Raw genomic sequence first — 25,893 nt, forward strand, 5'->3', positions numbered from 1 at the left:
CCCGATCAGGCGAAGGATTTCGCGAAGCTATCGAGAGCAGCCTTGAGCTTGCCCTTGGTGTCGTCGCTGATAGCCTTTTCCGTGCGGATCGTATCGAGAATGCCCTTGCCTTCGGAGCGCATGTAAGAAAGCAGGCCCTGTTCGAAGGCACCGATCTTGTTGACCGCAACCTTGTCGAGATAGCCATTGACGCCGGCGAAGATCACGGCGACCTGCTCTTCCGTCTTCAGCGGCGAGAACTGCGGCTGCTTCAGAAGTTCGGTCAGGCGCGCACCGCGGTTCAGCAGGCGCTGCGTTGCAGCGTCGAGGTCGGAACCGAACTGCGCGAAGGCAGCCATTTCGCGATACTGGGCAAGCTCGCCCTTGATCGAACCGGCAACCTGCTTCATCGCCTTGACCTGAGCGGCCGAACCGACGCGGGAAACCGACAGACCGACGTTCACCGCCGGGCGGATGCCCTGGTAGAACAGGTCCGTTTCAAGGAAGATCTGGCCATCAGTGATCGAGATCACGTTGGTCGGAATGAACGCGGACACGTCGTTGCCCTGCGTTTCGATAACCGGCAGAGCCGTCAGCGAGCCAGCGCCATTGGCGTCTGAAAGCTTTGCGGCGCGCTCGAGCAGACGCGAGTGCAGATAGAAAACGTCGCCCGGATAGGCTTCGCGGCCCGGCGGGCGGCGCAGCAGAAGCGACATCTGGCGATAGGACACGGCCTGCTTCGACAGGTCGTCATAGCCGATAAGGGCGTGCATGCCGTTGTCGCGGAAATATTCACCCATCGCGCAGCCGGCGAACGGTGCAAGATACTGCATCGGAGCCGGATCTGATGCAGTAGCGGCAACGATGATCGAATATTTCAGTGCGCCGCGCTCTTCGAGCACCTTGACGAACTGGGCAACCGTCGAACGCTTCTGGCCGATGGCGACATAGACGCAATACAGCTTCTCAGCATCCGGGCCATTGTCGTGAATGGCCTTCTGGTTGAGGATCGTGTCGAGAATGATCGCGGTCTTGCCGGTCTGGCGGTCACCGATGACCAGCTCGCGCTGGCCGCGGCCGACCGGGATCAGAGCATCAATCGCCTTCAGGCCTGTCGACATCGGCTCATGAACCGACTTGCGCGGGATGATACCCGGAGCCTTGACGTCGACGCGCGAGCGGCGCGTTGCGTTGATCGGGCCCTTGCCGTCGATCGGATTGCCGAGCGCGTCGACGACGCGGCCCAGCAGTTCCGGACCAACCGGAACGTCTACGATGGCGCCTGTGCGCTTGACGATGTCGCCTTCCTTGATGCCGCGGTCAGCACCGAAGATAACGACACCGACATTGTCGGCTTCGAGGTTCAGCGCCATGCCACGAATTCCGCCCGGGAATTCCACCATCTCACCGGCCTGGACATTGTCCAGACCGTAGACGCGGGCAATACCGTCACCGACGGAAAGCACCTGACCGACTTCGGAGACAACTGCCTCCTGGCCGAAATTTTTAATTTGATCTTTAAGAATTGCGGAAATTTCCGCGGCGCGGATATCCATCAGCCGACCTCTTTCAGTGCAAGCTTAAGGCTCGAAAGCTTTGTGCGAAGGGAAGTGTCAATTTGGCGGGACCCGACCTTGACGATCAAACCACCGAGAATAGAAGGATCAACAGTGACGTTGACCGCTACGTCTTTGCCGGTGACGCCCTTGAGCGCCGCCTTCAATTCCTGTGTCTGCGCCTCATCGAGCACATGGGCCGAAGTCACGTCTGCGGCAACCTCGCCCCGATGACGGGCGGCAGTTTCGCGATAGGACTTGACGATGCCGGGCACCGCAAAGAGGCGGCGATTGCGCGCAACCACCTTCAGAAAATTACCGACCAGACCCGTAATGCCGGCCTGCTGAATGATCGCGGAAATGGCTTTGAACTGGTCGTCGGCAGAAAAGATCGGGCTGACGATAAGACGCTTCAGATCGGCGCTTTCGTCGATCAACGACTGGAACCTGTCCAGATCGGATCCGACGCTCTCCACCGATCCCGCTTCCAGCGCAAGATCGAAAAGCGAAGACGCGTATCTTTCTGCAACACCGGAAATAAGCTGGGATGTGTCTGCCACGGGCACAAGCTTCTCTGATTTTAATTCGAGCGTGAAGCCTGCGGAGAACCGTAAACCCAACGCTTTGAATCTGTTGCGATATTTATTGAGGTATCCAAGCCGGGCGGCTCGCGTCCCCCACAAGTCGCGGTTCGTCTAGCATAGGATATCTGGACTCGCAACACGCGAACGGCAGGAATGCACGATAAGTCGCAATCCTTTCGGCCAAATTTCGCCAAAATGCAGGTATGAGCTGCCGCGATCGTGTTATGCCTGCTTAAAATTTACTTAGACAAGGCCGAAAACATAGGCGAGCGGCAAGCCCGCAAGAGACGCCTGCGCGGCCAGAAACAACCAGTTGGCGATCGTATTGCCGCCATCGGACAGCATGGAAAGAATACGTCCGAACGCTGCGAGCGCAAATGCGGCGCCAAGAGCGAGATAGACCATGGGCTGCGCTAAAAGCAGCGCCGCAAGGCCCAGTCCCAAGTGGAAACCACCCATCGTCGAGCGCGCCTCGGCAAATCCTCCGCGCCGCCCCTCCCGAACGTCTATTCCCAGCGCGCGAAAAGCCAGACGCGGCGCAAAAAGGAAAACAAGCCCGATAAGCGCGGTGACGGCGGCTGCGCAAAAGGCCAGGAACTCTCCCGTTTCTGTTGGAATGTAGAACTCCATAGCATTCTCCTGTTCAGGCGATGGCTGTGATGTAACGCAACATTCTTTGAAAAGGAATCGGTTACGGTTGCGGTTGGAAATACGAAGGTTCGCCGGTCACCGGATAAGGAAACTTCAACCTACAAAAAACTCTGCGGATCGATATCCAGCTGGACACTCACCGACCCGCGCATCTTCGGCCCGTTGGCCATCATTGTCTTCACGAAGGCCTGCATGTCACTGTTGCGGCGCCCGTGGACCAGAAGCCGGAAACGGTGCCGACCGCGGATGAGAGCGAGTGGCGCCTCCGCCGGCCCCAGAATGCTGATACCGCCGACCTTGGGTGCAGCCTGGCGCAAACCACGCGCATGGCTCTCGGCATCGGCGCGGGTGTCGGCCGACACGATAATCGAGGCGAGACGGCCGAAGGGCGGCAGAAGCGCTTTCTCGCGCTCGCCAATCTCTCGCTCGTAGAACGCTGCCGAATCGCCGGAAACAATGGCCTGCATCACCGGGTGCTGCGGCTGATAGGTCTGCAGCAGGCCAAGGCTCTTCAACCCCGTGCGCCCTGCCCGCCCCGTGACCTGGCTGAGCAACTGAAACGTGCGTTCCGCCGCGCGCGGATCGCCATTGGCAAGGCCGATATCGGCATCGACGATGCCCACGAAAGTCATCATCGGAAAATTATGCCCCTTCGCCACCAGTTGCGTGCCGACGACGATGTCGGCCTCGCCTTTCGCAATCGCTTCCAGCTCCAGCCGCAGCCGTTTGACGCCCATAAGGTCGGAGGAGAGCACGATGGTGCGTGCATCGGGAAAATGCCGGTCGACTTCTTCCGCGATACGCTCGACGCCCGGCCCGCAGGCAACGAGGTGATCGAAGGTGCCGCATTCCGGACAACTGTCCGGGGTGCGCTCCGCATGCCCGCAATGATGGCATTGGATCTGGTTGCGAAAGCGGTGCTCGACCAGCCAGCTCGAACAATCCGGGCACTGGAACCTGTGGCCGCAAACACGACACAGAGTCAGGGGCGCATAACCCCGCCTGTTGAGGAAGAGAAGCGCCTGCTCGCCGCGCTCCACCGCCTTGCCGACATGGCGCAGCATTACCGGCGACAGAAAGCCGCCGCGCTCCGGTGGGTGCTTGCGCATATCGATCAGGCCGAGATCGGGCAGAGCGGCATCGCCGAAGCGGGTTGGCAGGTGAATCGGCTTGTAGCGGCCGAGATCGCCATTGACCCGGCTTTCGACCGACGGTGTCGCCGAAACGAGGACAATGGGGAAATCGGCGATCCGGGCACGCACCACCGCCATGTCGCGGGCATTGTAGAAGACGCGGTCCTCCTGCTTGTACGCAGGGTCATGTTCTTCGTCGACGACGATCAGGCCGAGATTTTCAAACGGCAGAAACAGCGCGGAGCGCGCGCCGGCGACCACGCGAACGCCGCCTTCCGTCACCTGCCGCCAGACCTTTTCGCGCATGCGCGGCGCGAGATCCGAATGCCATTCGGCAGGCTTGGTGCCGAAACGGTCCTGGAAACGCTCCATGAAGCTGGCCGTCAGGGCGATTTCCGGCAACAGGATCAACACCTGCCGGCCGGCCTTCAGCGTGGCCGCGATCGCCTCGAAATAGACCTCGGTCTTGCCGGAGCCGGTAATGCCGTCGATCAGAGCGACGGAGAAGCCGCCAACCTCGACGCTTTCGAGGAGATCGAGAGCCGCCTGTTTCTGCGGTCCTTCGAGCCGGTGCTCGGCATAGTCGGGATCCGGCACTGCCACGACCGGCGGCGGTGACATGAAGATGGTTTCGAACACGCCCTGCGCCGTCAACCCGTCGATCACACTGGACGACGTGCCCGCCGCGTGGGCAAGGCCGGACCGCGTCCAGGCAAACCCATTGTCGGCCGCCGCGATCACCCGCTGCCGGGCCGGCGTGTTCCGCTCGGGTCGCAGTTCGGTCAGGCGCAGACCCTCGACCATGGGCTCGGGATCGAAGGCCGCCGGCGCGCGCAAGGCCATGCGGGCGACGAGGCCGGGGGGGGACACCGTATAGGCGGACACCCAGTCCAGGAAAGCACGCATCTCCCTCGTCAGCGGGGGGCAGTCGAAAACCTGCGTGATGGCCTTGAGCTTCTTTGGATCGACATCGTCGCCCCCGCTGCCGTCCCAGACGACGCCCACCACCTGCCGGGGGCCGAGCGGGACCTGGACGATCGATCCCGCTTGGACGGCCATTCCCTCCGGCACCACATAAGAGTATGGTTTCATAGCCGGCATCGGCACCAGAACGGGCACGGCCCGGCGGGAAAACAGGCCGTCAAACAAATCGGTCGAATCTTCGGTCATCGGTCGTGACCTTGCCTCCGGATTGCGTTAAAGAAAACCCCGAAACAGCAAAGCAGCCAGCACATCGCCCCCGGGCGCCGAAAGGGAGAATCCCATGAAGTTTTTTGTCGATACAGCCGATGTCAATGAAATCCGTGAGTTGAACGACCTCGGTCTCGTCGACGGCGTGACGACCAACCCTTCGCTGATTCTCAAGTCCGGCCGCAACATTGTGGAAGTGACCAAGGAAATCTGCGGTATTGTCGAAGGCCCGGTTTCTGCCGAAGTGGCTGCCACCGATTACGAGACAATCATGAAGGAAGCGGCGGTCATTGCAAAGATCGCCGACAATATCTGCATCAAGCTGCCACTGACGCTGGACGGCCTCAAGGCCTGCAAGAACCTGTCGTCCGACGGCCACCTGACCAACGTGACCTTGTGCTTCTCGGCCAACCAGGCCCTGCTCGCCGCCAAGGCCGGCGCCACCTTCGTCTCGCCCTTCGTCGGCCGCCTCGACGATATCGCCTTTGATGGGATGGAACTGATCCGCGAAATTCGCCAGATCTTCGACAATTACGGCTACGAGACAGAAATCCTTGCCGCCTCGATCCGCACCGTGAACCACGTCAAGGAAGCTGCCCTCATCGGCGCTGACGTCATCACCGCCCCGCCTGCAACATTGAAGGCGCTGGTCAAGCACCCGCTGACGGAAGCCGGCCTTGCCACCTTCCTCGCCGACTGGGCGAAGACCGGCCAGAAGATCGCCTGACATTTTTATATTTCAAGATCAAATAGCCCTGCGAGAGATCGCGGGGCTATTTTTTGTTCAGGGTGGTGATGCCGTATCGACTGACCAGACGCGCCTTCAAAGACAGGCTATGCTGCCTGCCTCGTTGGGACTCTGCCGGCACTGGAAATGTTGAAGCGTGCCGTGGCGCGGTTAAGATCTTGAACCTCGTCGCTGAGTTCGCGGCATGCGGCATTGGTCTCTTCGACCATGGCAGCGTTCTGCTGTGTCATCTGGTCCATGCGATGCAGGGCCGCACCGACCTCGGATAGAGCCTGGCTCTGCTGTTGCGCCGCAGTCTCGATCCCGCCGATCAGACCGGTAACCTGAAGGACGTGTGCCTCAAGACCAGTGAGCGCTTCGCCGGTTTGATTGACAAGTTTCACACCGCCCGCCACCTCGAGGGCCGAAGCCTCTATAAGCGCCGAGATTTCGCGCGCCGCCTTTGCGGATCGCCCGGCCAGTTCGCGGACCTCCTGCGCGACAACTGCAAAGCCCTTGCCCGTCTCACCGGCCCGCGCCGCCTCCACACCGGCATTTAGCGCCAAAAGATTGGTCTGAAAGGCAATCTCGTCAATAACGGAAATGATCTGGCGAATTTGCGATGACGAGCCAGCAATGCGTTCCATCGCCAATACCGCGTCACGCACAACGACAGAAGATCTCTCCGTGCCGCTCCGGGCGGCGGCCATGACGCCACTGGCCTCCTGCGCCCGTTCCGTCGAATGGCGCACAGCCACCGTAATCTGATCGAAGGCGGAGGCAGTCTGCTCAAGAGACGCCGCCTGCAATTCGGTTCGCTTGGCCAGGTCGCTTGTCGCGCCTGCGATTTCCGAGGAATTGGTCTGCAAACGTGCCGTGGTTTGCGACACAACGGCAATTGTCCCGGCCAACTGTTCGACGCCGCCGTTGAACTTGGTGCGAAGCTCCTCGTATTCCGCTGCAAAGGGCTCTCCAATGCGGATCGAAAGGTCGCCGCCGGCGAGATGTTCCAGCGCAAAGGTCAACTGCTGAATCACCCTGAGCCGCTTTGTCTCCTCGTCCTGTTTCTGGTGCGCTGTTGCGGCGTCGTGTTCATCCTGTTTTCGGCGGTCTTCCTCCATTCGTTGACGTGCGCTGCGGCGCTCGATCGCGGCTTCGCGGAAAACCAAAACGGATTTTGCAACCGCGCCGATTTCGTCCGAACGTTCCACAAAAGGGATGCGCTGGTCATAGTCCCCTGCCGCGAGGATCTGCATATAAGCCGACATGGCCGCAAGTGGCTGAACCGCCCGTCGGCGGAAAAACCAGAGACCGGCAAGCAGCAGGCAAACGGAAACAATCGAGCTGGTGAATGAAGCGGCGGAAAGTGCGGTTGTTTCCGATGCCGCGCCTGCTTCCTGCTCCTTCAGAAATCCATCCGCCATGGCAACGAGTTCATTCACTGCCGCCTCATGATGATGGAAACTTGTTTTGATCTCGGCGAGACCTCGTGCGGCCGCCGGGACGTCGCCGCTCGAAAACAGCAAAAGAAATTTTTCCATCGCAACCCAAAAGAGGTCCCCGCGTGCCAGGACGTCGTTCTCCAGCTTAAACATCAGCGAACCGGGAGCGGTAGAAGACTTCCAGTAGAGACGGCGATCCTCGAAGGCCTTTTTCAGCCCGGCAATCTTGTTGAGATTTTCTCGGGCAAGTTCTGGATTGGCCACGGCTTCCATGGCCAGCATATAGGATTCCACCGTGTAAAGCGGCGGCGGCAGGATGTCTGCTATGAGGTCCTTGCCGTAGATGATCTGCGTATAGACCGGCCCGCTGACCCGCAGTTTGTTAAAGGCATAGGTCTTGATGCCGATGGAAAGCATCAGGCCGGCGACGACAACAGCACCGAAGACAACGAGGCCCCGGGCGATGGTCAGCTTCATCTAATCCTCCGCAGAAAAGCACGGCATGTCGCGCCATCAAAGTTCAATTGAAATATAAGCTTGAAGCAATTCCGGATTCCGCCAGAAAGGATCCTGTGGCCTCATGCAACCGGCTGACCGCCAACATGGGTCATCCAGCAGATTTTGCTGGGGACAAAAATAGCGGATATTGGTTACCCCAATCTTAAGCGATCACTGAAACAGGCTCTCGGTGACCGCGATCGAGGGCTAGAACGGCTTCATTGGAATAGGTCCGAACGAGGCATCCTCATTCAGTGCCAGATCGAACACCGTGTGGCGCTCCAGAGCCCGCGTCACCTCGACCGGATCCCCGTCCAGCGCATCGGGCTGGATCAGGCTGCCGATGGTAAAGTCGAACACGTCGCCCTTCTTGTTCAAAAGCTCGTGGAACACGGTCATGTCGCGCAGTTCGGTCGACCATTTGGCCAGCCAGTAGAACAATCCGGAATTGCGGGCCGAGATATGCACGGGGAGGATCGGCATATTGTATTTGCGGACGAAGCTGATCGCCGAGGTCTTCCAGGGTCGCTCGTTGAGCCTTCCGTCCGCCCAGTAGGCGATGCGGCCGGAGGGGAAGAGCACGGTCGCCTTGCCCTCGGAAATCGCCCGGTTGGTGATCTGCAACGTTTCGCGCGCCTTCAGCTTGCTCTTGTGCTCGTCGCGCCATTCGACAGGGATGACCATCTCCACGAAGCGCGGATTGACCCTGATCGCATCGCGATTGGCAAAGAACATCATGTCCGGACGGCGATGCTTCAGAAGGTCATACATGGCGATGCCATCGGCAATGCCCGTGGGATGATTGCTCACCAGGAGAAACCCACCCTTTTCGGGAATGCGGTCAGCATTGCGGACGCGGATGTCGAGCGCCAGCATATCGCTGAGATACTGGAAGGCCTGGAACCCCGGCAGATTGGCCACGCCATCTGCAAATTCGATGGCCTTGCGATAGTTGAGCATCGTGTAGAGAAACGGCCGTATGACGGGCCAGAGCGGATGCCGGACGATGCGCTGCCCGCGTTCGGCAATCAGCATGTCGACGATATGGCCGGGTTGCCCCTGCGAAACCAGAGCGACCGTCTCTGCGAAGGAACTCAACCCGCCTGAGGAACCGCGTCTTGCCATCGTATCCCGCCTCGTCTGCCCTTGAGCTATCGCAGGTGAATATGATCCGAACATGACATTTTCCAAGAGCCGTTAGCAAAAACCTAAGTTCCGTTCCGGCAGGATCGGGACTTAGGCATTCCGTGGAGCCCGCTATGAACGACCTGATCATCATCGGCCATCCGGACCTCATGGCGGAGCGGCAGCGTTGGCTGGCCGCCCTTGGTGAAGAGCGCCGTCTTTCGCCGAAAACAGCGGAAGCCTACGAACGCGATACGCGCCAGTTCCTGCATTTCCTGACCGGTCATTTGGGCGGACCGGCCCGGTTGAGCGACATCAGCGCCCTGCGGCCCGGCGACCTGCGTGGCTTTCTTGCGGCCCGCCGCAAGGATGGTGCCGGTGCCCGCACGCTGGGTCGCGGAATGGCGGGCCTACGCTCCTTCCTGCGGCATCTCGAAAAAAAGGGGCTCGCCAATGCCGCCGGCGCCGCTGCCGTGCGCTCCCCCAAGCAGCCGAAATCCTTGCCAAAGCCGTTGAGCGACACGGATGCGCTAATGATTGTCACCAACGGCGCGCAGCTATCCGGGGAACCCTGGATCGCCGCACGCGATGCCTGCGTTCTCACGCTCCTTTATGGCTGCGGCCTTCGAATTTCCGAGGCGCTCGACCTGACGCCGCAGGATTTTGCCGGCGCACCGTCTTCGCTGCGCATTCTCGGCAAGGGCGGCAAGACTCGGATCGTTCCACTCCTATCCATGGCCCTGGATGCCGTACGCGCTTACGAAGCGCTCTGCCCCTTTCATCTCGCCACAGATGGCCCCCTGTTTCGCGGCGCCAAGGGCGGCAAGCTTCAGCCGGCAATCATTCAACGGGAAATGCAGAAACTACGCGGCGCGCTTGGACTGCCGGATACCGCGACCCCGCATTCCCTTCGCCATTCGTTCGCGACCCATCTTCTGGCCGGCGGCGGCGATCTCAGGACCATTCAGGAGCTTCTCGGACATGCGAGCCTCTCGACGACGCAGGTCTATACCGGCGTCTCGTCCTCGCGTCTGCTGGAAATCTACGACCGGGCGCATCCCCGCGCCTGACAATGGCGTCGATCCCGCGTTAACCATTTTCGTTAAACGTGCCGTGACACCTGTCCCTTAAAAATCGAGCGGCAGGCATTCGTTGCGATGGAATGAATCATGATTGAAATCTGGGCAAGACCGGCACGCGCCGTGGCGGAAAAATTCGGCAACGATGTCCTTGCCCTGATTGGCACGCTGCATGTTCTGGCGGCGATGAGCCTCATTCTCATGCTTCTGTCGATCCTGCCGGCCCAGGCGGCAACCGGCGAAAGCTGCGGTGGCAAAAACCTTATCGCCCAGATGAAGTCATCGGATCCGGCGCGCTATGAAACGCTCGAAAAGCAGGCGGCCGCAACGCCGAACGGCAAAGGTCTGTTCTGGAGGATCGAGAAGCCGGGCGTCTCCCCATCCTATTTGCTCGGCACGATGCATGTCACCGACCCGCGCGTGCTGGCCATGCCGAAAGGCGCAAGCCAGGCCTTCGCGACGGCAAAGACCGTCATCATCGAATCCGACGAGGTCGTTGACGAAAGAAAGGCCGCGGCGGCCATCATGATGCAGCCGGGACTGACCATGTTTGCGGAGGGAAAGACGATCAAGGACTTTCTTCCGGCGGAGGATCAGCAGAAGTTGGCGGCAGGCCTCAGACAACGCGGCATCCCGCTCGCGGCCGTGGCCAGAATGAAACCGTGGATGATTGCAAGCTTTGTGGCGCTTCCCGCCTGCGAAATGAGCCGCAAAGCCGCCGGCGCGTCCTTTCTCGACAAGAAGCTCGCTGAGGACGCCTTGACACAGGGGAAAACCCTCAAGGGGCTCGAAACCATGGTCGAGCAATTGAAGGCGATCGATGCGCTGCCCGTCCAGCTTCATCTCGACGCCCTGATCGAGACGCTCGATCTCGGCGAAACCTTGGCCGACGTCATGGAAACAACGACGGAACTCTATCTGTCCGGCGATACGGGCATGGTCATGCCGCTGATGAGGGCGGTATCGAAACAAGAATCAGCTGATGACAGCGCGAACTATGCAGATTTCGAGCAACGGATCATCATCGACCGCAACCGGGTCATGGCAAGCCGCGCCAAGCCGATCCTCGACGGCGGCTCCGTATTCATGGCCGTGGGGGCGCTGCATCTTCCAGGCGCGGACGGCCTGATTGAACTTCTGCGAAAAGACGGATTTACGGTTTCAAGCTTTACCGTCGTCAACTGAACAACCGAGCCAGTCGCAGACGATCGTGACCGGACTATACGGCCATCGTTCCGCCATGCATCCCCAATATTGCGCGAAACTCTTGCATCGGCGCGGCCTCTCTGCCTTTTTGCAGCCTGAAGGTCAAAACGCGCGTGATTCGCGCCGATGCTGCGTCCGCCCGGTCATGAGTTGGCGGAATGCGACAGGGGCAGAGTGCCAGGAGAGATATGATGACAGAGATCAAGAAACCCGTGATTTCGGAAATGAGACCGAAGATCACTGTCATCGGCGTCGGCGGCGGTGGCGGCAATGCCATCAACAACATGATCGCGGAAGGCCTGCAGGGCGCCGATTTCGTCGCGGCCAATACCGATGCCCAGGCGCTCACCATGTCGAAGGCGCCGCGGCTGATCCAGCTCGGCGCGCAGGTGACCGAAGGGCTTGGGGCAGGTTCGCTTCCGGAAGTGGGCCGCGCGGCAGCCGAAGAATCGATTGACGAGATCATGGACCATCTTGGTGGCACGCATATGTGCTTCGTGACTGCCGGCATGGGCGGCGGCACCGGCACGGGTGCAGCGCCGGTGATCGCTGCCGCGGCCCGCAAGGCTGGCATCCTCACCGTCGGCGTCGTCACCAAGCCATTCAGCTTCGAGGGCAAGCGTCGCATGCAGGCGGCCGAGGAAGGCATTGAGCGGCTGCGTGAAGCGGCCGACACCGTCATCGTCATCCCCAACCAGAACCTTTTCCGGATCGCAGACGCCAAGACAACCTTCGCCGATGCCTTCGTAATCGCTGACCGCGTTCTCTATTCCGGCGTCGGCTGCATCACCGATCTGATTGTCAAGGAAGGCCTGATCAATCTCGACTTTGCCGATGTCAAATCGGTGATGAAGGGCATGGGCCGGGCCATGATGGGAACGGGCGAAGCAAGCGGTGACGGCCGTGCATCAAAGGCAGCCGAAGCCGCGATCGCCAATCCCTTGCTCAGCGAAGTTTCGATGAAAGGCGCCAGAGGCGTCCTGATCTCGATTTCCGGCGGATCGGACATGACCCTGTTCGAGGTAGACGAAGCGGCCACGCGCATCCGCGAGGAGGTCTACGAGGACGCGGACATCGTCGTCGGCGCCATCTTCGACAAGAATCTGGATGGGGTTTTCCGTGTCTCCGTGGTGGCCACCGGTCTCGATCAGCAAGCTCCGGGTGCGGACGGCGGATCGCGGCCTGCGGCGGCGAACGGAACTATCGACCCGAACAGGTCGTCCACGCTCCAGTAACATCGGTACGATTACCGTGTGCTCCGAACGTCCGTGCCATGCGGAACAAAGGTCCTGCTTCAATGAAGCCCTGACCATATTACATTTGCTAATGTAAATGGCTGCCCCGGACCTGATCCGGCACATTTGCCATTATTCACTGTGAAGCCGCGCACTGCGCACGCAGGCGCGGCTTCGAGCGTTGTCGTCGATTACATGTGGATCGGTTTGAAGAAGGTCGCCAGCGCTGCTTCCTTGACAGCTTCCGACATGGTCGGGTGCGCATGGCAGGTGCGGCCCAGATCTTCGGACGATCCGGAAAATTCCATCAGCACGGCAATTTCGTGGATCATTTCGCCTGCCCCGAAGCCGATGATATGGCCGCCGAGAACACGGTCCGTTTCCTTGTCAGCAAGGATCTTCACGAAACCGTCCGTTGCCAGCATCGCGCGGGCACGACCATTGGCGGTGAACGGGAACTTGCCGATCTTATAGGCAATGCCGGCCGCCTTCAGTTCCTCTTCCGTCTTGCCCACCGAAGCGACTTCGGGTTGCGTATAGACAACGCTCGGAATGACATCGTAGTTCACATGGCCGGCCTGGCCTGCAATGATTTCGGCCACGGCAACGCCCTCGTCTTCCGCTTTATGGGCGAGCATCGGGCCACGCACAACGTCACCCAGCGCATAGATGCCAGGGACACTCGTCAGGAAGTGATTGTCGATTTCGACGCGGCCGCGCGCATCCATGGCGACACCGGCTTCTGCAAGACCGAGACCATCCGTGAACGCCTTGCGGCCGGTTGCAATCAACACGACATCGGCGTCAATCGACTGGGCATCGCCGCCCTTGACCGGCTCGAAGGTCACCTTGGCGCCGGTCTCCGCCTTTTCGACCCCGGTTACCTTGGCACCGAGCTTGAAATCGATGCCCTGTTTCGCAAGCAGGCGCTGGAACTGCTTCGATACTTCGCCGTCCATGCCGCCCAGGATGGTATCGAGATATTCAACGACCGTGACCTTGGCGCCAAGACGCGACCAGACGGAGCCAAGCTCCAGCCCGATGACGCCGCCACCGACGACGACCATCGTCGCCGGCACTTTTTCAAGACCGAGGCCGCCCGTGGACGACACGATGATGGTCTCGTCGATATCGACCTGCACGCCCGGAATGCCCGCAACATCCGATCCCGTGGCGATGACGATGTTCTTCGTCTCGATGATCTGTTCTTCACCGGCGTCGTTGGTAACTGAGACTTTGCCTTGCGCGACAACTTTTCCGGTGCCTTGGAAAGCATCGATCTTGTTCTTCTTGAACAGGAAGGCAACGCCGTCGACGTTTGACTTTACGGTTGCATCCTTGTGCGCCAGCATCTTGGGCAGGTTGAGCGTCGGCGCGGGAACTTCAACCCCCAGATCGGCAATGGTATGGCCTGTCTGGTGGAAGACTTCCGACGCGTGAAGCAGAGCCTTTGACGGAATGCAGCCGATATTGAGGCAGGTACCGCCATAGGTGGCGCGTTTCTCTATGACGCCGACCTTGAGACCGAGTTGGGCCGCCTTCACGGCGCAAACATAACCGCCGGGTCCGGTACCGATGACAATAAGATCATAAGACATGGAAAAGTCCTTTATGAGAGCGGCTATCGTCCACCGCTGACGTTGAGAATAGCGCCCGTGATATAAGACGCCGAAGGTGAAATCAGATAGAGAACGGCGTCGGCAATTTCCTGCGCAGTGCCCGGCCGCTTCATAGGAACGCTCGGTGCAAGGTCGCGGGCGCGATCCGGAAGCCCGCCTGAGGCATGAATGCCGGTGTCGATAATGCCGGGCCGCACCGCATTGACGCGAATGCCGTCTTCCGCCACCTCACGCGACAGGCCGATGGTGAACGTGTCGATGGCGCCCTTGCTGGCGGCATAATCGACATATTGCCCGGCCGACCCGAGAACCGCCGCCATGGACGATATATTGACGATGACGCCGCCTTTGCCGCCGCGACGAACCGACATGCGCCGCACCGCCTCCGCCGCGCAGAGGATCGATCCCGAGACGTTGACCTCCAGCATGCGTTGCAGCCGCGCTGCGGTAATCTCGTCGATCCGGGCCTTCATGCCAACGATGCCGGCATTATTGATCAACCCGTCCAACCGGCCGAAAGTCTGGTCCACCGCTGCGAAAATGGCGCTTATGCCCACTTCGCTGCCGACATCGCCTTCGACAGCGACCGCCTTCCCGCCCGCCGCCTCTATTTGAGTGACGACAGCGTCGGCGGCCGACCGGTTGGACGCGTAGTTGACCGCGACGGCCCAGCCGTTTGCAGCAGCAGAGAGGCAGACGGCAGCACCGATGCCGCGACTGCCGCCGGTAACCAGAAGAACGGGCTGATCGCTTGATGTCATTGCAAGCACCGCTTGAAGGTCAGAGCATCCCAAGGTGCAATCTTTGCTTGTCCCCAAATAGGGGAATTACGCAAGGCAGGCCCAAAATCCGGCAAGAGCAGTTGCGCGGCGGCGGCAGACCCTTCTGCCGGCAAAGACGCTACTTTGCCCTCCAAACTTACGGAATAGATCACACCTTCCCAGATGGTACAGGCAGCGATGTCATCGCCGGTCACGTCGCCTTCGGGGCACTTGTTCATGATCATGCCGTTCGGCCGGACCGGCTCGCCCGACTGCATCACGATGCCGTCAAGCACCAGATCGGTCCCGGCAATTCCGATTTTGAAATGATTGCTTGTCGCCGCGCTGGCGGAACCCACAGGTTCGAAGCGAAGTTCATAGGCGCTATCCGCGTCGCCATAGACCGCCTTTTCCTGCACGCAGTCCACAGCCAGTGCCGGTGACATCGTCAGCATAGCTGCAAACACGGATACGGGAGCGGCGAAACGCATGCTCAAGCGGCCTCCTCTCTCGCCAGACCGGCTCCGCGGGAAGAAATTGCGAAAGCGAGGATTACCAGCGAAACACGTTCGATCAGATAGGGATGCACGCCTGTGTCTCCGGTCGTTTGCGGGTCCGATATCCGTCAGAAGATAAGCACGCCCGTCATGACGAGCAAGCCGATGATCGAGCCAACCCATACGAGGGAGCGGACATAAGGAACGCCGGCCAGATAAAGCGGAATATAGATAATCCGGCAGATCATCCAAAGCCAGGCCCCCATCAGTCCCCAGCCGCCCGGCTCGCCCGCAACGGCCAGCGCCAAGGCAAGCCCGACAAAGGCGGGGTAGGTCTCCTGAAAATTTGCCGACGCACGGGCGGACCTGCCGGCGATCTTACCCTCGGGTTTATTGCTCCCGTCACGCGGACCGGCATTCCATGCCGATCCGAGTTCGCTTGTTGCGGTCATGCCTTGAAGACCGACGTGGAAAACAAGCAGCACCACGCTCCATCCAAGGAGCGTGAGAAATGGCGAGGCTGCCAGTTCTGCCGTATCCATGCGTGACGCTCCTTACAGGTCCAGAACCAGACGTTCAGGGTCTTCCAGGCTTTCCTTGACACGGACCAGGAAGGTAACTGCTTCCTTACCGTCCACCATCCGGTGATCGTAGGAGAGCGCCAGATACATCATCGGGCGGATGACGATCTGACCGCCGACGACAACGGGACGTTCCTGGATTTTGTGCATCCCGAGGATGCCGGACTGCGGCGCATTCAGGATCGGCGAGGACATCAGCGAACCGTACACTCCGCCGTTCGTGATCGTGAAGGTGCCGCCCTGCATGTCGGCCATGGACAGAGAGCCATCACGAGCGGACTTGGCAAGGCGACCGAGATCCTTCTCAATTTCGGCGATCGACATCTGGTCGGCATCGCGAATGACCGGGACAACCAGACCCTTGTCGGTGCCGACCGCCATGCCGATATGGCAGAAATTCTTGTAGACGATATCGGTCCCGTCGATCTCGGCATTCACAGCAGGAATTTCCTTGAGCGCATGTGTCACGGCCTTGGTGAAGAAGCCCATGAAACCGAGCTTGACGCCGTGCTTCTTCTCGAACAGATCCTTGTAGCGATTGCGCAGGTCCATGACGGCCGACATGTCCACCTCGTTGTAGGTGGTCAGCATGGCTGCCGTGTTCTGGGCATCCTTCAGGCGCTTGGCAATGGTCTGGCGCAGGCGCGTCATCTTCACACGCTCTTCGCGGGGCGCATCCGCTGCAGGCGATGGACCGCGTGTCGCGGCTTTCAACGGCTCCGATGCGGCGGGCGTCGAAAGACCCTTGGCAACCGCGGCGATCACGTCGCCTTTCAGAACCTGGCCACGCTTGCCCGAACCATCGACCTGATCGGCGGAAAGATTGTTCTCCGTCAACATCTTGGCCGCCGCCGGAGCTGCCGGCATGGCGGATGCCGCCTGAGGTGCTGCGGGCGCTGCTGCGGCTGCAGCAGGAGCAGCGGCGGGCACGGCAGCCTTCTCGGCAGCGGCCGGAGCAGAAGCGCTGGCTCCAGCGCCCTCAGCGATGTTGCCAAGCAATGCGCCAAGTCCAACGGTCTCGCCGGCGGCTGCGACGATTTCCGAGAGAACGCCGGCGGCGGGAGACGGAACCTCGATGGTTACCTTGTCGGTTTCGAGTTCAAGCAGCGGCTCGTCGGCCTTGATGGTATCGCCCACCTTCTTGAACCATGTCCCGACAGTCGCTTCGCTTACGGATTCGCCGAGGGTAGGAACGCGGATTTCTGTGGTCATTTTCAGATCCTGACTTTGATCGTTATCGGTTATGCGGCAGGTGTGGCGACATGCCTGAGAATAAGCGAGGGTATCGCGGCAATTTCGAACCGGAAACCAAGGCCGGCGCGGATGACAGGGTCGTGATCGGCAAGCGTCTGTGCGGCTGCCTCGTCGGAGGCCTCCACCACAGCCATGCCCCAAACCCCGTCCTTCGCGAAAACCGGGGCAGCGGCGATAGCGCAGCCAATCCCGGCCCGTTCCGCCCCATAGGCGCCGTGGCGCTCCATTGCGGCCATTTCCTCAGGCGTCGCGTCCTGAGGAAATGTGCGGCAGGGCGGCACCGGTTTCGGATGGAAATAGGCCATGGAACGCTGCCCCTTAACCGCCGAGCGCGTCTTCTAGGAAGGCCGCCAGCTGGGCAAGATGTTTCGACATCAGACCCGTCGCAGGCGACGCTGCGGCCGGACGGCCCGTATAGCGCACGCGCTGATACTTCGCGTCGATATGGGCAAGCACCCATTCCAGGTAAGGATCGATGAACGACCAGGCGCCCATATTCTTCGGCTCTTCCTGGCACCAGACCATCTCCGCGTTGCGGAAGCGGCTAAGTTCGTTGATCAGGGCCTTCGCCGGGAACGGATAAAGCTGTTCGACGCGCAGCAGGTAGATATCGTCGATACCACGCCTCTCGCGCTCTTCCAGAAGGTCGTAGTAGACCTTGCCCGTGCAGAGCACGACGCGCCGGATCTTGGCATCCTTCTGCAGCTTGATCGGGCCATCCTTGATGACTTCGGCATCATCCCAGAGCAGGCGGTGGAAAGAGGTTTCGCCAGCCATGTCCGACAGGCTCGATACCGCCCGCTTGTGACGCAGGAGCGACTTCGGTGTCATCAGGATCAATGGCTTGCGGAAGTCCCGCTTTACCTGCCGGCGAAGGATGTGGAAATAGTTCGACGGGGTTGTGACATTGGCAACCTGCATATTGTCTTCGGCGCACATCTGCAACCAGCGCTCCAGACGGGCAGAGGAATGTTCCGGGCCCTGCCCTTCGTAGCCGTGCGGCAAAAGGCACACGAGACCGGACATACGCAGCCACTTGCGTTCGCCGGAAGAGATGAACTGGTCGAAGATGACCTGCGCGCCATTGGCGAAGTCGCCAAACTGGGCTTCCCAAAGGGTCAGTGCATTCGGGCGGGCAAGCGAATATCCATATTCGAAGCCAAGCACCGCCTCTTCCGAGAGCATCGAGTTGATCACCTCGTAACGGGCTTGGGTCGGCGCCAGATTGGCAAGCGGGATATAGCGCTCTTCCGTTTCCTGATCGTAAAGCACGGTATGACGCTGCGAGAAGGTGCCGCGTTCGCAGTCCTGGCCCGACAGTCGGATCTTCGTGCCCTCGACGGCGAGCGAGCCGAAGGCAAGCGCCTCCGCCATCGCCCAATCGATACCTTCGCCGGTCTGGATCATGTTGGCGCGGCCATCCATGAAGCGCTGGATCGTGCGATGGACGTTGAAGCCCGCCGGAACTTCAGACAGCTTGCGCCCGACATCCTTCAGCACCTTCATCGGCACCGAGGTCTTGCCGCGGCGCTGCTCGTCCTGATTGTCGGCGGCCCGAAGACCCGACCATACACCGTCCAGCCAGTCGGCCTTGTTCGGCTTGTAGGACTGTCCGGCTTCGAATTCCTGTTCCAGATGGGCACGCCAGTCGGCGCGCATCTTTTCCAGTTCGCCTTCCGAAATCAGGCCCTCCGCGATCAGGCGTTCGCCGTAGATCTGGACAACCGTCTTGTGGGCGCGGATGACCTTATACATCTTCGGCTGCGTGAAGGACGGTTCGTCGCCTTCATTGTGGCCGAAGCGGCGATAGCAGAACATGTCCACGACAACCGGCTTGTGAAATTTCATCCGGAATTCGGTGGCAATCTTTGCAGCGTAAGTCACTGCTTCCGGATCGTCGCCATTCACATGGAAGATCGGCGCCTCGATCATCTTGGCCACGTCGGACGGATAAGGCGAAGAGCGTGAAAACGCCGGGTTGGTGGTGAAACCGATCTGGTTGTTGATGATGAAATGCACGGTGCCGGCGACGCGGTGACCGCGCAAGCCCGACAGGCCGAGAATTTCTGCCGTAACGCCCTGGCCGGCGAAAGCGGCGTCGCCGTGCAGCAAAAGCGGCATGACCTGCGCCCGCTCGGACAGCGGAATAACGTCGCCTTCGAAGACCTTCGCCATCTGGTCCTGCTTGGCGCGCGCCTTGCCCATGACAACGGGATTGACGATTTCGAGATGCGACGGATTGGCCGTCAGCGACAGATGCACCTTGTTGCCGTCGAATTCGCGGTCGGAAGAGGCACCCAGGTGATACTTCACGTCGCCGGAGCCTTCGACGTCGTCCGGCGCTGCCGAGCCGCCCTTGAACTCATGGAACACGGCACGGTGCGGCTTGCCCATGACGTTGGTCAAGACATTGAGGCGACCGCGATGGGCCATACCGAGAATGATTTCCTTGAGGCCTTCCTGGCCGCCGCGCTTGATGATCTGCTCCAGCGCCGGGATCAGCGATTCGCCGCCGTCGAGACCAAAACGCTTGGTCCCCTTGTACTTGACGTCGATGAACTGTTCGAAGCCTTCGGCCTCGATCAGCTTCTGCAGGATAGCCTTCTTGCCTTCAGGCGTGAACTCGACGCCCTTGTCCTTGCCTTCGATACGTTCTTGAATCCAGCCTTTGATTTCCGGATCGGATATATGCATAAACTCGACGCCGAGCGTCGAGCAGTAGGTGCGCTCAAGAAGATCAACGATCTCGCGAAGGGTCGCATATTCCAGCCCCAGCACATTATCGATGAAGATCCTGCGATCCATGTCTTCGGGGCCGAATCCGTAATTCGACGGCGACAGTTCATGATAGTCGTCGACAGGCGCGGCGATCTCAAGCGGGTCGAGCTTGGCATGCAGGTGTCCGCGCATGCGATAGGCGCGGATCAGCATGATTGCGCGCACACTGTCACGGGTCGCCTGGTGCACATCACCAGGCACTGCTGCAACACCGGTCGCTACAGCCTTTTCCTCGGCCTTGGCCTGCACCTTCTTTTCGATAACCTTCTCGACTGTACCCCAGTCGCCGTCCAATGCCGAAACCAGATCGCCCTTGGCGGCGATCGGCCAGTTCGGCTTCTTCCAGGAGGCGCCCTTGGCGGCCTTGATCACATCGTCAGGCTGGTCCTGCAGCGCCTTGAAGAAGGACTGCCACTCTCCGGAAACCGACGCCGGATCCCTTTCATAAGACGCGTGGAGCTGCTCGATATAGCTGGCGTTCGCTCCGTCGAGGAACGAGGTCAGCAGAAATTGCTCGTTGGCTTCTTGCCTTGCCATAGTGCTTCGCGGACCTGTCCGTCCGCCTCCTGACTTGTTGTATACACCGGGAAATTCCCGGCCAAACCGTCTTCATGGGAGCGCGAAAACCGCGCTAACCTTAAAATGGGGCTGACGGGAAAGGCTACAATGCCTACCCCGTCAGTTTCAGGTTTTTAGCCCTTCAGGACCTCTACCAGTGTCGTGCCGAGGCGTGCCGGGGAGGGCGAAACCTTGATGCCGGCCGCTTCCATGGCCGCGATCTTGGATTCCGCATCGCCCTTGCCACCCGAAACCACGGCGCCTGCATGGCCCATCGTCCGGCCCTTCGGCGCCGTGCGACCGGCGATGAAGCCTGCCATCGGCTTCTTGCGGCCCTTCTTGGCTTCGTCGATCAGGAACTGAGCCGCGTCTTCTTCGGCCGCGCCACCGATTTCGCCGATCATGATGATCGAGGTCGTGGCCGGATCGGCGAGGAACATTTCGAGCACGTCGATGAATTCGGTTCCCTTGACCGGGTCGCCGCCGATGCCGACAGCCGTGGTCTGGCCAAGGCCTTCGTTTGATGTCTGGAACACGGCTTCATAGGTCAGCGTGCCGGAGCGCGAGACGATGCCGACCGAACCCTTGCGGAAGATCGAGCCCGGCATGATGCCGATCTTGCACTCTTCCGGTGTCATGATGCCCGGGCAGTTCGGACCCAGCAGGCGGGACTTCGAGCGGTCGAGGCGAGCCTTGACGCGGACCATGTCCATGACCGGAATGCCTTCGGTGATGCAGGTGATGAACGGGATCTCGGCTTCGATCGCCTCGATGATCGCATCCGCAGCACCGGCCGGCGGAACGTAGATCACGGACGCATTGGCGCCGGTCCGTTCCTTGGCTTCGGCAACGGTCGCGAAGATCGGCAGGCTTTCGCCCTTCGAACCGGTCCAGGTTTCACCACCCTTCTTCGGATGGATGCCGCCGACCATCTGCGTACCGTAATAGGCAAGCGCCTGCTCGGTGTGAAAGGTGCCGGTCTTGCCGGTCAGGCCCTGAACGAGGACCTTGGTGTCTTTATTGACGAGAATAGACATTAGTTCGGGTCCTTCAAATTTATGCGTTGATCGCAGCGACGATCTTCTTGGCCGCGTCGTCCAAGTCGTCTGCCGCCGTGATCGCAAGACCCGATTCGTTCAGGATCTTCTTGCCAAGCTCGACATTGGTGCCTTCGAGGCGCACGACGAGCGGAACCTTAAGACCAACCTCCTGCACGGCCGCGACAACGCCTTCGGCGATCACGTCGCACTTCATGATGCCGCCGAAGATGTTGACGAGGATGCCCTCGACCTTCGGGTCGGCCGTGATGATCTTGAAGGCCGCAGCCACCTTTTCCTTGCCGGCACCACCGCCGACGTCGCAGAAGTTCGCCGGCTCCTTGCCGTAGAGCTTGATGATGTCCATCGTCGCCATGGCGAGACCGGCGCCATTGACCATGCAGCCGATATTGCCGTCGAGCGCCACGTAGGCGAGATCCCACTTGGAAGCCTCGATTTCCTTGGCGTCCTCTTCGGTCTCGTCGCGCAGCGCCTTGACGTCTTCGTGACGGAAGATCGCATTGCCGTCGAACGACATCTTGGCATCGAGAACGCGCAGATGATCGTTCTTCATGACGATCAGCGGGTTGACCTCAAGCAGCGCCATGTCCTTCTCGTTGAAGGCCTTGTAGAGCAGCGGGAAGAGCGACTTTGCGTCTTCGGCAGCAGCACCTGTCAGTTCGAGTGCCTTGGAGATGGCAGCAACGTCAGCATCCGTGACGCCGGCTTCCGGATCAATGGCGATGGTGTGGATCTTTTCGGGCGTGTCATGGGCGACAGCTTCGATGTCCATGCCGCCTTCGGTGGAAACCACGAAGGCAACGCGGCCGACCGAGCGATCGACCAGCAGCGAGAGATAAAGCTCGCGGGCAATGTCGGCGCCGTCCTCGATATAGAGGCGGTTGACCTGCTTGCCGGCTTCACCGGTCTGGGCCGTTACCAGCGTGTTGCCCATCATTTCCTTGACATGCGCCTTGGCTTCGTCGATGGAAAAGGCCAGACGAACGCCGCCCTTGGCATCGGGGCCAAGCTCCTTGAACTTGCCCTTCCCGCGACCGCCCGCATGGATCTGGCTCTTGACCACGTAAAGTGGACCTGGAAGCGACTTGGCTGCGGCTTCCGCCTCGTCCGCCGAGAAGATGGCGACACCTTCGGCGACCGGCGCGCCAAAGGTCTTCAACAGAGCCTTGGCCTGATATTCGTGAATATTCATGGGATTTTCCTGTTTAGGAGCCAGACGGCAATTGTATCAGGCCGATTACTTAAGGCTCGGCGCGATGGCGATGCAGGCTTCGCAAAGGCTGGCAACCGAAGCGACCGACTTTTCGAAGGCTTCCTGCTCGGCCTTGTTGAATTCGACCTCGATGATGCGCTCGATGCCGCCGGCGCCGATGATGGTGGGAACGCCGACATACATGTCCTTCACGCCATACTGGCCCGACAGATGGGCAGCAGCCGGAAGCACGCGCTTCTTGTCCTTGAGGAAGGCATCGGCCATCTCGATGGCGGATGCTGCCGGCGCATAATAGGCCGAACCGGTCTTGAGCAAGCCGACGATTTCGGCGCCGCCGTCACGGGTGCGCTGGATGATTTCCTCGAGGCGTTCCTTGGTGACCCAGCCCATCTTGACCAGATCGGTCAGCGGAATTCCGCCGACTGTGGAGTAACGGGCCAGCGGCACCATCGTGTCGCCATGACCGCCGAGAACGAAGGCTGTGACGTCCTGGACCGAAACGTTGAATTCCTGCGACAGAAACAGGCGGAAGCGCGAGCTGTCGAGAACGCCGGCCATGCCGACGACCATGTTCTTCGGCAGACCGGAGAACTTCTGCAGCGCCCAGACCATCGCGTCGAGCGGATTGGTGATGCAGATGACGAAGGCGTTCGGCGCATATTTCTTAATACCGGCGCCGACCTGCTCCATGACCTTGAGGTTGATGCCGAGCAGATCGTCGCGGCTCATGCCGGGCTTGCGGGCAACGCCGGCGGTGACGATGCAGACATCGGCACCTTCAATGGCCGAATAGTCGCTGGCACCGGTCAGGTTGGCATTGAAGCCTTCGACGGGAGAGGACTGGGCGATGTCGAGGCCCTTGCCCTGCGGGATGCCATCGGCAATATCGAAGAGAACGATGTCGCCCAGCTCCTTCAGACCGGCGAGATGCGCCAGCGTGCCACCAATCATTCCAGAACCGATAAGTGCGATCTTGTTGCGGGCCATGAAAATGCTTCCTTTGAGATCCAAATCTGACAAGGCCTGACGGGGCGCCTTCAGCGCGCGCGCTATGGCAGGCCTACGGCGCAAGCAATTAACCGCCAAAAGCTTAAATATCAACCAATACTTTTGGAGAGAATGATTTCAATCGGTTAGATCAAAATTTTCTTACGTAAACGTAAGATTTTGATGTCGATTTTATGACGAGCGCCATTCGCTAACGATGAGAATTTTTCGCATATTCGGCACTTTGCATTTCAATGAGCCGCGATACGGTCCGATCGAACTCGAAACCTTCCGTGCCGTTCCGTGCCGTTAAAAGATCAGCGGGAGGAGCTACCGCCGTTGCGAAGAGCCGCGCTCCCCGGTCATAGATCGTATCGACCAGAAGGATGAAACGTTTCGTCTCGTTGCGGCGCTCGGGCCCGAGATGCGGGATATGATCGATGAAGATCGTATCGTAGTGCGTGAGAATGGCGAGATAGTCGGCGGCGGCCAGCGGCCTTTCGCAGAGTTCGCCAAAGGAAAACCGGGCGCATGTGCCCGCTGCAGCCGGTATCTTGATCTTTCGGCCTTTATGCGCCACCTCGGCGGTTGTAACGACACGTCCATCCATCGCCGTCTTCCACGCCCTTTCCATTCCTGCATCCGCCTGCGGCCCGAGCGGCGAAAGCCAGACCGGCAGTCCTTCCATCTTCGACATCCGGTAATCCGTACCGGTATCCAGCGGCACTATATCAGCGTAGGACTTCAGCAGATCGATGAAGGGCAGAAACAGATCCCGGTTCAGCCCCTCGCGGTAGAGATTGACCGGCTCGACATTCGATGTCGCTACCAGCACACAGCCCTTGGCAAAAAGCTCGCCGAACAACCGCGACAGAATCATCGCGTCGGTAATGTCCGTGACGGAAAACTCGTCGAAGCACAGAAGCCTGGCCTCGGCGAAAAGCTCGGAGGCAACCGGCGGAATCGGATCGGCTTGGCGCGTCTCGCCGTTCTTCAGTTTCTGCCGGTGTTTGAAGATGCGTTCGTGCACATCGGCCATGAAGGCGTGAAAATGCGCCCGGCGCTTGCGCTGAATGGGCACCGTTTCGTAGAACAGGTCCATCAGCATGGTCTTGCCACGCCCGACGCCACCGTAGATGTAGAGACCCTTCAGAGGTGGGTTCTCCCGCTTGCGGGCGGCAAACAACCATCCCAGCGCATTCGACTTGCGTTGCGCGCGGCTACCGGCCAGCGCGGCCAGAAGATGGTCGAGACGCCTGGCAATGCCAAGCTGAGCGGGATCGCGGCTTATCGTTCCGGCGACGATCATGGCCTCGAGCTGTCGCGAAACGCTGTCTTCAGGATTGGGCACGCGCTAAACCGGTCGGAGGCTGGCGATCGAAAAAAAGCCCGGCGATTAGCCGGGCCGGTGGATCAACGGCTCAGGCTGATAGACTGGCCGCCATTCGTCGATCCGTCAAAGCGCGAATCGGCGGTCTTGAACAGACGCGCCAGCGGATTGCCGTTCCTGTCCTTGAGCACGACCTGTTTTCCCGCCACTTCCCAGGAGCCCATGGCCGTCAACTCACCGGCGCAGCCCCGCGTGCCGCCACGCGAGCCGCTGCCGAGATTGGTGAGCGTCAGGAACATGTCACAGGAACTGCCGGCATTTGAAACCCGCCAGTTGCCGACCATCGCTTCCTTGGTCACGTCGAGAGCATTGGTTGCCGCGGCGACTTCCGTGGCCGCCGGCTGGACGCCGCCGACCGCTGCCGTCCCGCTTACGGGCGCCGCTGGAAATTGCGAGGCGTCCTGCGTCGGGTCAGGGAGCTGGTTGGATGAGACGGTGGGAACAGGCTGTGCCTGAAGCGGGGCCGGGGAAATAGTATTGTTCCCGCCGAAATCGGTCATGGACGTCCGTTGACATCCAGCCACCGCCAGCACCACAGCCAGTCCCGCAACCGCATGTATTGTCCGCATGTCTAAGCTCCCGATCATCTCTGCTATGGCGTTGTCCAGTGGAATATAGGCGGAATTCGCTTAAAACTAACTTTAATTTCGAGATGACTGTGATTCTTTAAGACCTGTGGCATGATTGAAACGATGGAGCCTCGCGTCGTGGAGTTGCCAGAACCTTACGATGCGTTTATCGATCTTGTTTGCTTTCAGAGCGCGACAATTTCCCTCTTCTCCCCAGCGGGG

The 25,893-nt window shown here is 60.1% G+C and carries 22 protein-coding genes; 4 read left to right on the forward strand and 18 right to left on the reverse strand.

What is annotated here, in order from left to right; all coding sequences use genetic code 11:
- Positions 1–5 precede the first annotated feature (5 nt).
- From atpA to PY308_RS18720, 4 genes are all read right to left on the reverse strand, one after another.
- Positions 6–1,535: a F0F1 ATP synthase subunit alpha gene (gene atpA / locus PY308_RS18705; RefSeq protein ID WP_275785539.1), complete on the reverse strand. Its 1,530-nt coding sequence runs from the start codon at positions 1,533–1,535 to the stop codon at positions 6–8.
- Complete coding sequence (locus tag PY308_RS18710; RefSeq protein ID WP_275785542.1) at positions 1,535–2,101, reverse strand: F0F1 ATP synthase subunit delta; 567 nt, start codon at positions 2,099–2,101, stop codon at positions 1,535–1,537. Before PY308_RS18710 ends, atpA begins: the two co-directional genes overlap by 1 nt.
- Positions 2,102–2,362: 261 nt before the next feature.
- A complete protein-coding gene (locus PY308_RS18715) occupies positions 2,363–2,749 on the reverse strand; it encodes an AGROH133_08824 family phage infection protein (protein ID WP_275785545.1) in 387 nt (128 codons plus the stop codon).
- Positions 2,750–2,868: 119 nt separating this feature from the next.
- Positions 2,869–5,073 (reverse strand): primosomal protein N', encoded by a 2,205-nt coding sequence (locus tag PY308_RS18720; RefSeq protein WP_275785547.1) that lies wholly within the window; start codon positions 5,071–5,073, stop codon positions 2,869–2,871.
- A gap of 94 nt (positions 5,074–5,167) precedes the next feature.
- Between PY308_RS18720 and fsa the strand changes: the two genes are divergently transcribed.
- Positions 5,168–5,821: a fructose-6-phosphate aldolase gene (gene fsa / locus PY308_RS18725; RefSeq protein WP_275785548.1), complete on the forward strand. Its 654-nt coding sequence runs from the start codon at positions 5,168–5,170 to the stop codon at positions 5,819–5,821.
- A gap of 107 nt (positions 5,822–5,928) precedes the next feature.
- On the opposite strand, the gene PY308_RS18730 is transcribed toward fsa, so the two are convergent.
- Positions 5,929–7,740 carry a methyl-accepting chemotaxis protein gene (locus PY308_RS18730; RefSeq protein WP_275785549.1) on the reverse strand — a complete coding sequence of 604 codons (1,812 nt, stop codon included), beginning with the start codon at positions 7,738–7,740 and terminating at the stop codon, positions 5,929–5,931.
- Positions 7,741–7,968: 228 nt separating this feature from the next.
- On the reverse strand, positions 7,969–8,886 hold the full coding sequence (locus PY308_RS18735; RefSeq protein ID WP_275785552.1) for a GNAT family N-acetyltransferase: 918 nt from the start codon (positions 8,884–8,886) through the stop codon (positions 7,969–7,971).
- A 134-nt stretch (positions 8,887–9,020) separates the two neighbouring features.
- On the opposite strand from PY308_RS18735, the gene PY308_RS18740 reads away from it, so the two are divergent.
- From PY308_RS18740 to ftsZ, 3 genes are all read left to right on the forward strand, one after another.
- Positions 9,021–9,956 carry a tyrosine recombinase XerC gene (locus PY308_RS18740; protein WP_275785555.1) on the forward strand — a complete coding sequence of 312 codons (936 nt, stop codon included), beginning with the start codon at positions 9,021–9,023 and terminating at the stop codon, positions 9,954–9,956.
- 99 nt (positions 9,957–10,055) lie between these two features.
- Positions 10,056–11,150 (forward strand): TraB/GumN family protein, encoded by a 1,095-nt coding sequence (locus PY308_RS18745; RefSeq protein WP_275785558.1) that lies wholly within the window; start codon positions 10,056–10,058, stop codon positions 11,148–11,150.
- Positions 11,151–11,362: 212 nt separating this feature from the next.
- Entirely contained in the window at positions 11,363–12,406 is a 1,044-nt protein-coding gene (gene ftsZ, locus PY308_RS18750; protein ID WP_275785560.1) for a cell division protein FtsZ, read from the forward strand.
- Positions 12,407–12,597: 191 nt separating this feature from the next.
- Here the strand turns inward: ftsZ and lpdA are convergent, their stop codons facing one another.
- The 12 genes from lpdA to PY308_RS18810 form a co-directional block, all read right to left on the reverse strand.
- Positions 12,598–14,004, reverse strand: a complete 1,407-nt coding sequence (gene lpdA, locus PY308_RS18755; RefSeq protein ID WP_275785562.1) for a dihydrolipoyl dehydrogenase — start codon at positions 14,002–14,004, stop codon at positions 12,598–12,600.
- A 23-nt stretch (positions 14,005–14,027) separates the two neighbouring features.
- On the reverse strand, positions 14,028–14,786 hold the full coding sequence (locus tag PY308_RS18760) for an SDR family oxidoreductase (RefSeq protein WP_275785564.1): 759 nt from the start codon (positions 14,784–14,786) through the stop codon (positions 14,028–14,030).
- Positions 14,783–15,277, reverse strand: a complete 495-nt coding sequence (locus PY308_RS18765) for a hypothetical protein (protein ID WP_275785565.1) — start codon at positions 15,275–15,277, stop codon at positions 14,783–14,785. Before PY308_RS18765 ends, PY308_RS18760 begins: the two co-directional genes overlap by 4 nt.
- 134 nt (positions 15,278–15,411) lie before the next feature.
- Complete coding sequence (locus tag PY308_RS18770; RefSeq protein WP_275785568.1) at positions 15,412–15,825, reverse strand: MAPEG family protein; 414 nt, start codon at positions 15,823–15,825, stop codon at positions 15,412–15,414.
- Between the two features lie 12 nt (positions 15,826–15,837).
- Complete coding sequence (gene odhB, locus PY308_RS18775; protein ID WP_275785571.1) at positions 15,838–17,076, reverse strand: 2-oxoglutarate dehydrogenase complex dihydrolipoyllysine-residue succinyltransferase; 1,239 nt, start codon at positions 17,074–17,076, stop codon at positions 15,838–15,840.
- A 29-nt stretch (positions 17,077–17,105) separates the two neighbouring features.
- Complete coding sequence (locus PY308_RS18780; protein WP_275785574.1) at positions 17,106–17,423, reverse strand: YciI family protein; 318 nt, start codon at positions 17,421–17,423, stop codon at positions 17,106–17,108.
- 13 nt (positions 17,424–17,436) lie between these two features.
- Positions 17,437–20,433 carry a 2-oxoglutarate dehydrogenase E1 component gene (locus PY308_RS18785; RefSeq protein ID WP_275785577.1) on the reverse strand — a complete coding sequence of 999 codons (2,997 nt, stop codon included), beginning with the start codon at positions 20,431–20,433 and terminating at the stop codon, positions 17,437–17,439.
- 155 nt (positions 20,434–20,588) lie between these two features.
- Complete coding sequence (gene sucD / locus PY308_RS18790) at positions 20,589–21,491, reverse strand: succinate--CoA ligase subunit alpha (RefSeq protein WP_275785579.1); 903 nt, start codon at positions 21,489–21,491, stop codon at positions 20,589–20,591.
- 19 nt (positions 21,492–21,510) lie between these two features.
- Positions 21,511–22,704, reverse strand: a complete 1,194-nt coding sequence (sucC, locus tag PY308_RS18795) for an ADP-forming succinate--CoA ligase subunit beta (protein ID WP_275785581.1) — start codon at positions 22,702–22,704, stop codon at positions 21,511–21,513.
- Between the two features lie 45 nt (positions 22,705–22,749).
- Positions 22,750–23,712, reverse strand: coding sequence for a malate dehydrogenase (gene mdh, locus PY308_RS18800; RefSeq protein ID WP_275785583.1), 963 nt, complete (start codon positions 23,710–23,712; stop codon positions 22,750–22,752).
- 211 nt (positions 23,713–23,923) lie between these two features.
- Positions 23,924–25,063 carry a cell division protein ZapE gene (gene zapE / locus PY308_RS18805; protein ID WP_275785586.1) on the reverse strand — a complete coding sequence of 380 codons (1,140 nt, stop codon included), beginning with the start codon at positions 25,061–25,063 and terminating at the stop codon, positions 23,924–23,926.
- A gap of 62 nt (positions 25,064–25,125) precedes the next feature.
- Positions 25,126–25,671 (reverse strand): protease inhibitor Inh/omp19 family protein, encoded by a 546-nt coding sequence (locus tag PY308_RS18810; protein WP_275785588.1) that lies wholly within the window; start codon positions 25,669–25,671, stop codon positions 25,126–25,128.
- Between the last annotated feature and the right edge of the window lie 222 nt (positions 25,672–25,893).

Origin of the sequence: Pararhizobium gei, assembly GCF_029223885.1 — a bacterium.
Taxonomy (GTDB): domain Bacteria; phylum Pseudomonadota; class Alphaproteobacteria; order Rhizobiales; family Rhizobiaceae; genus Pararhizobium; species Pararhizobium gei.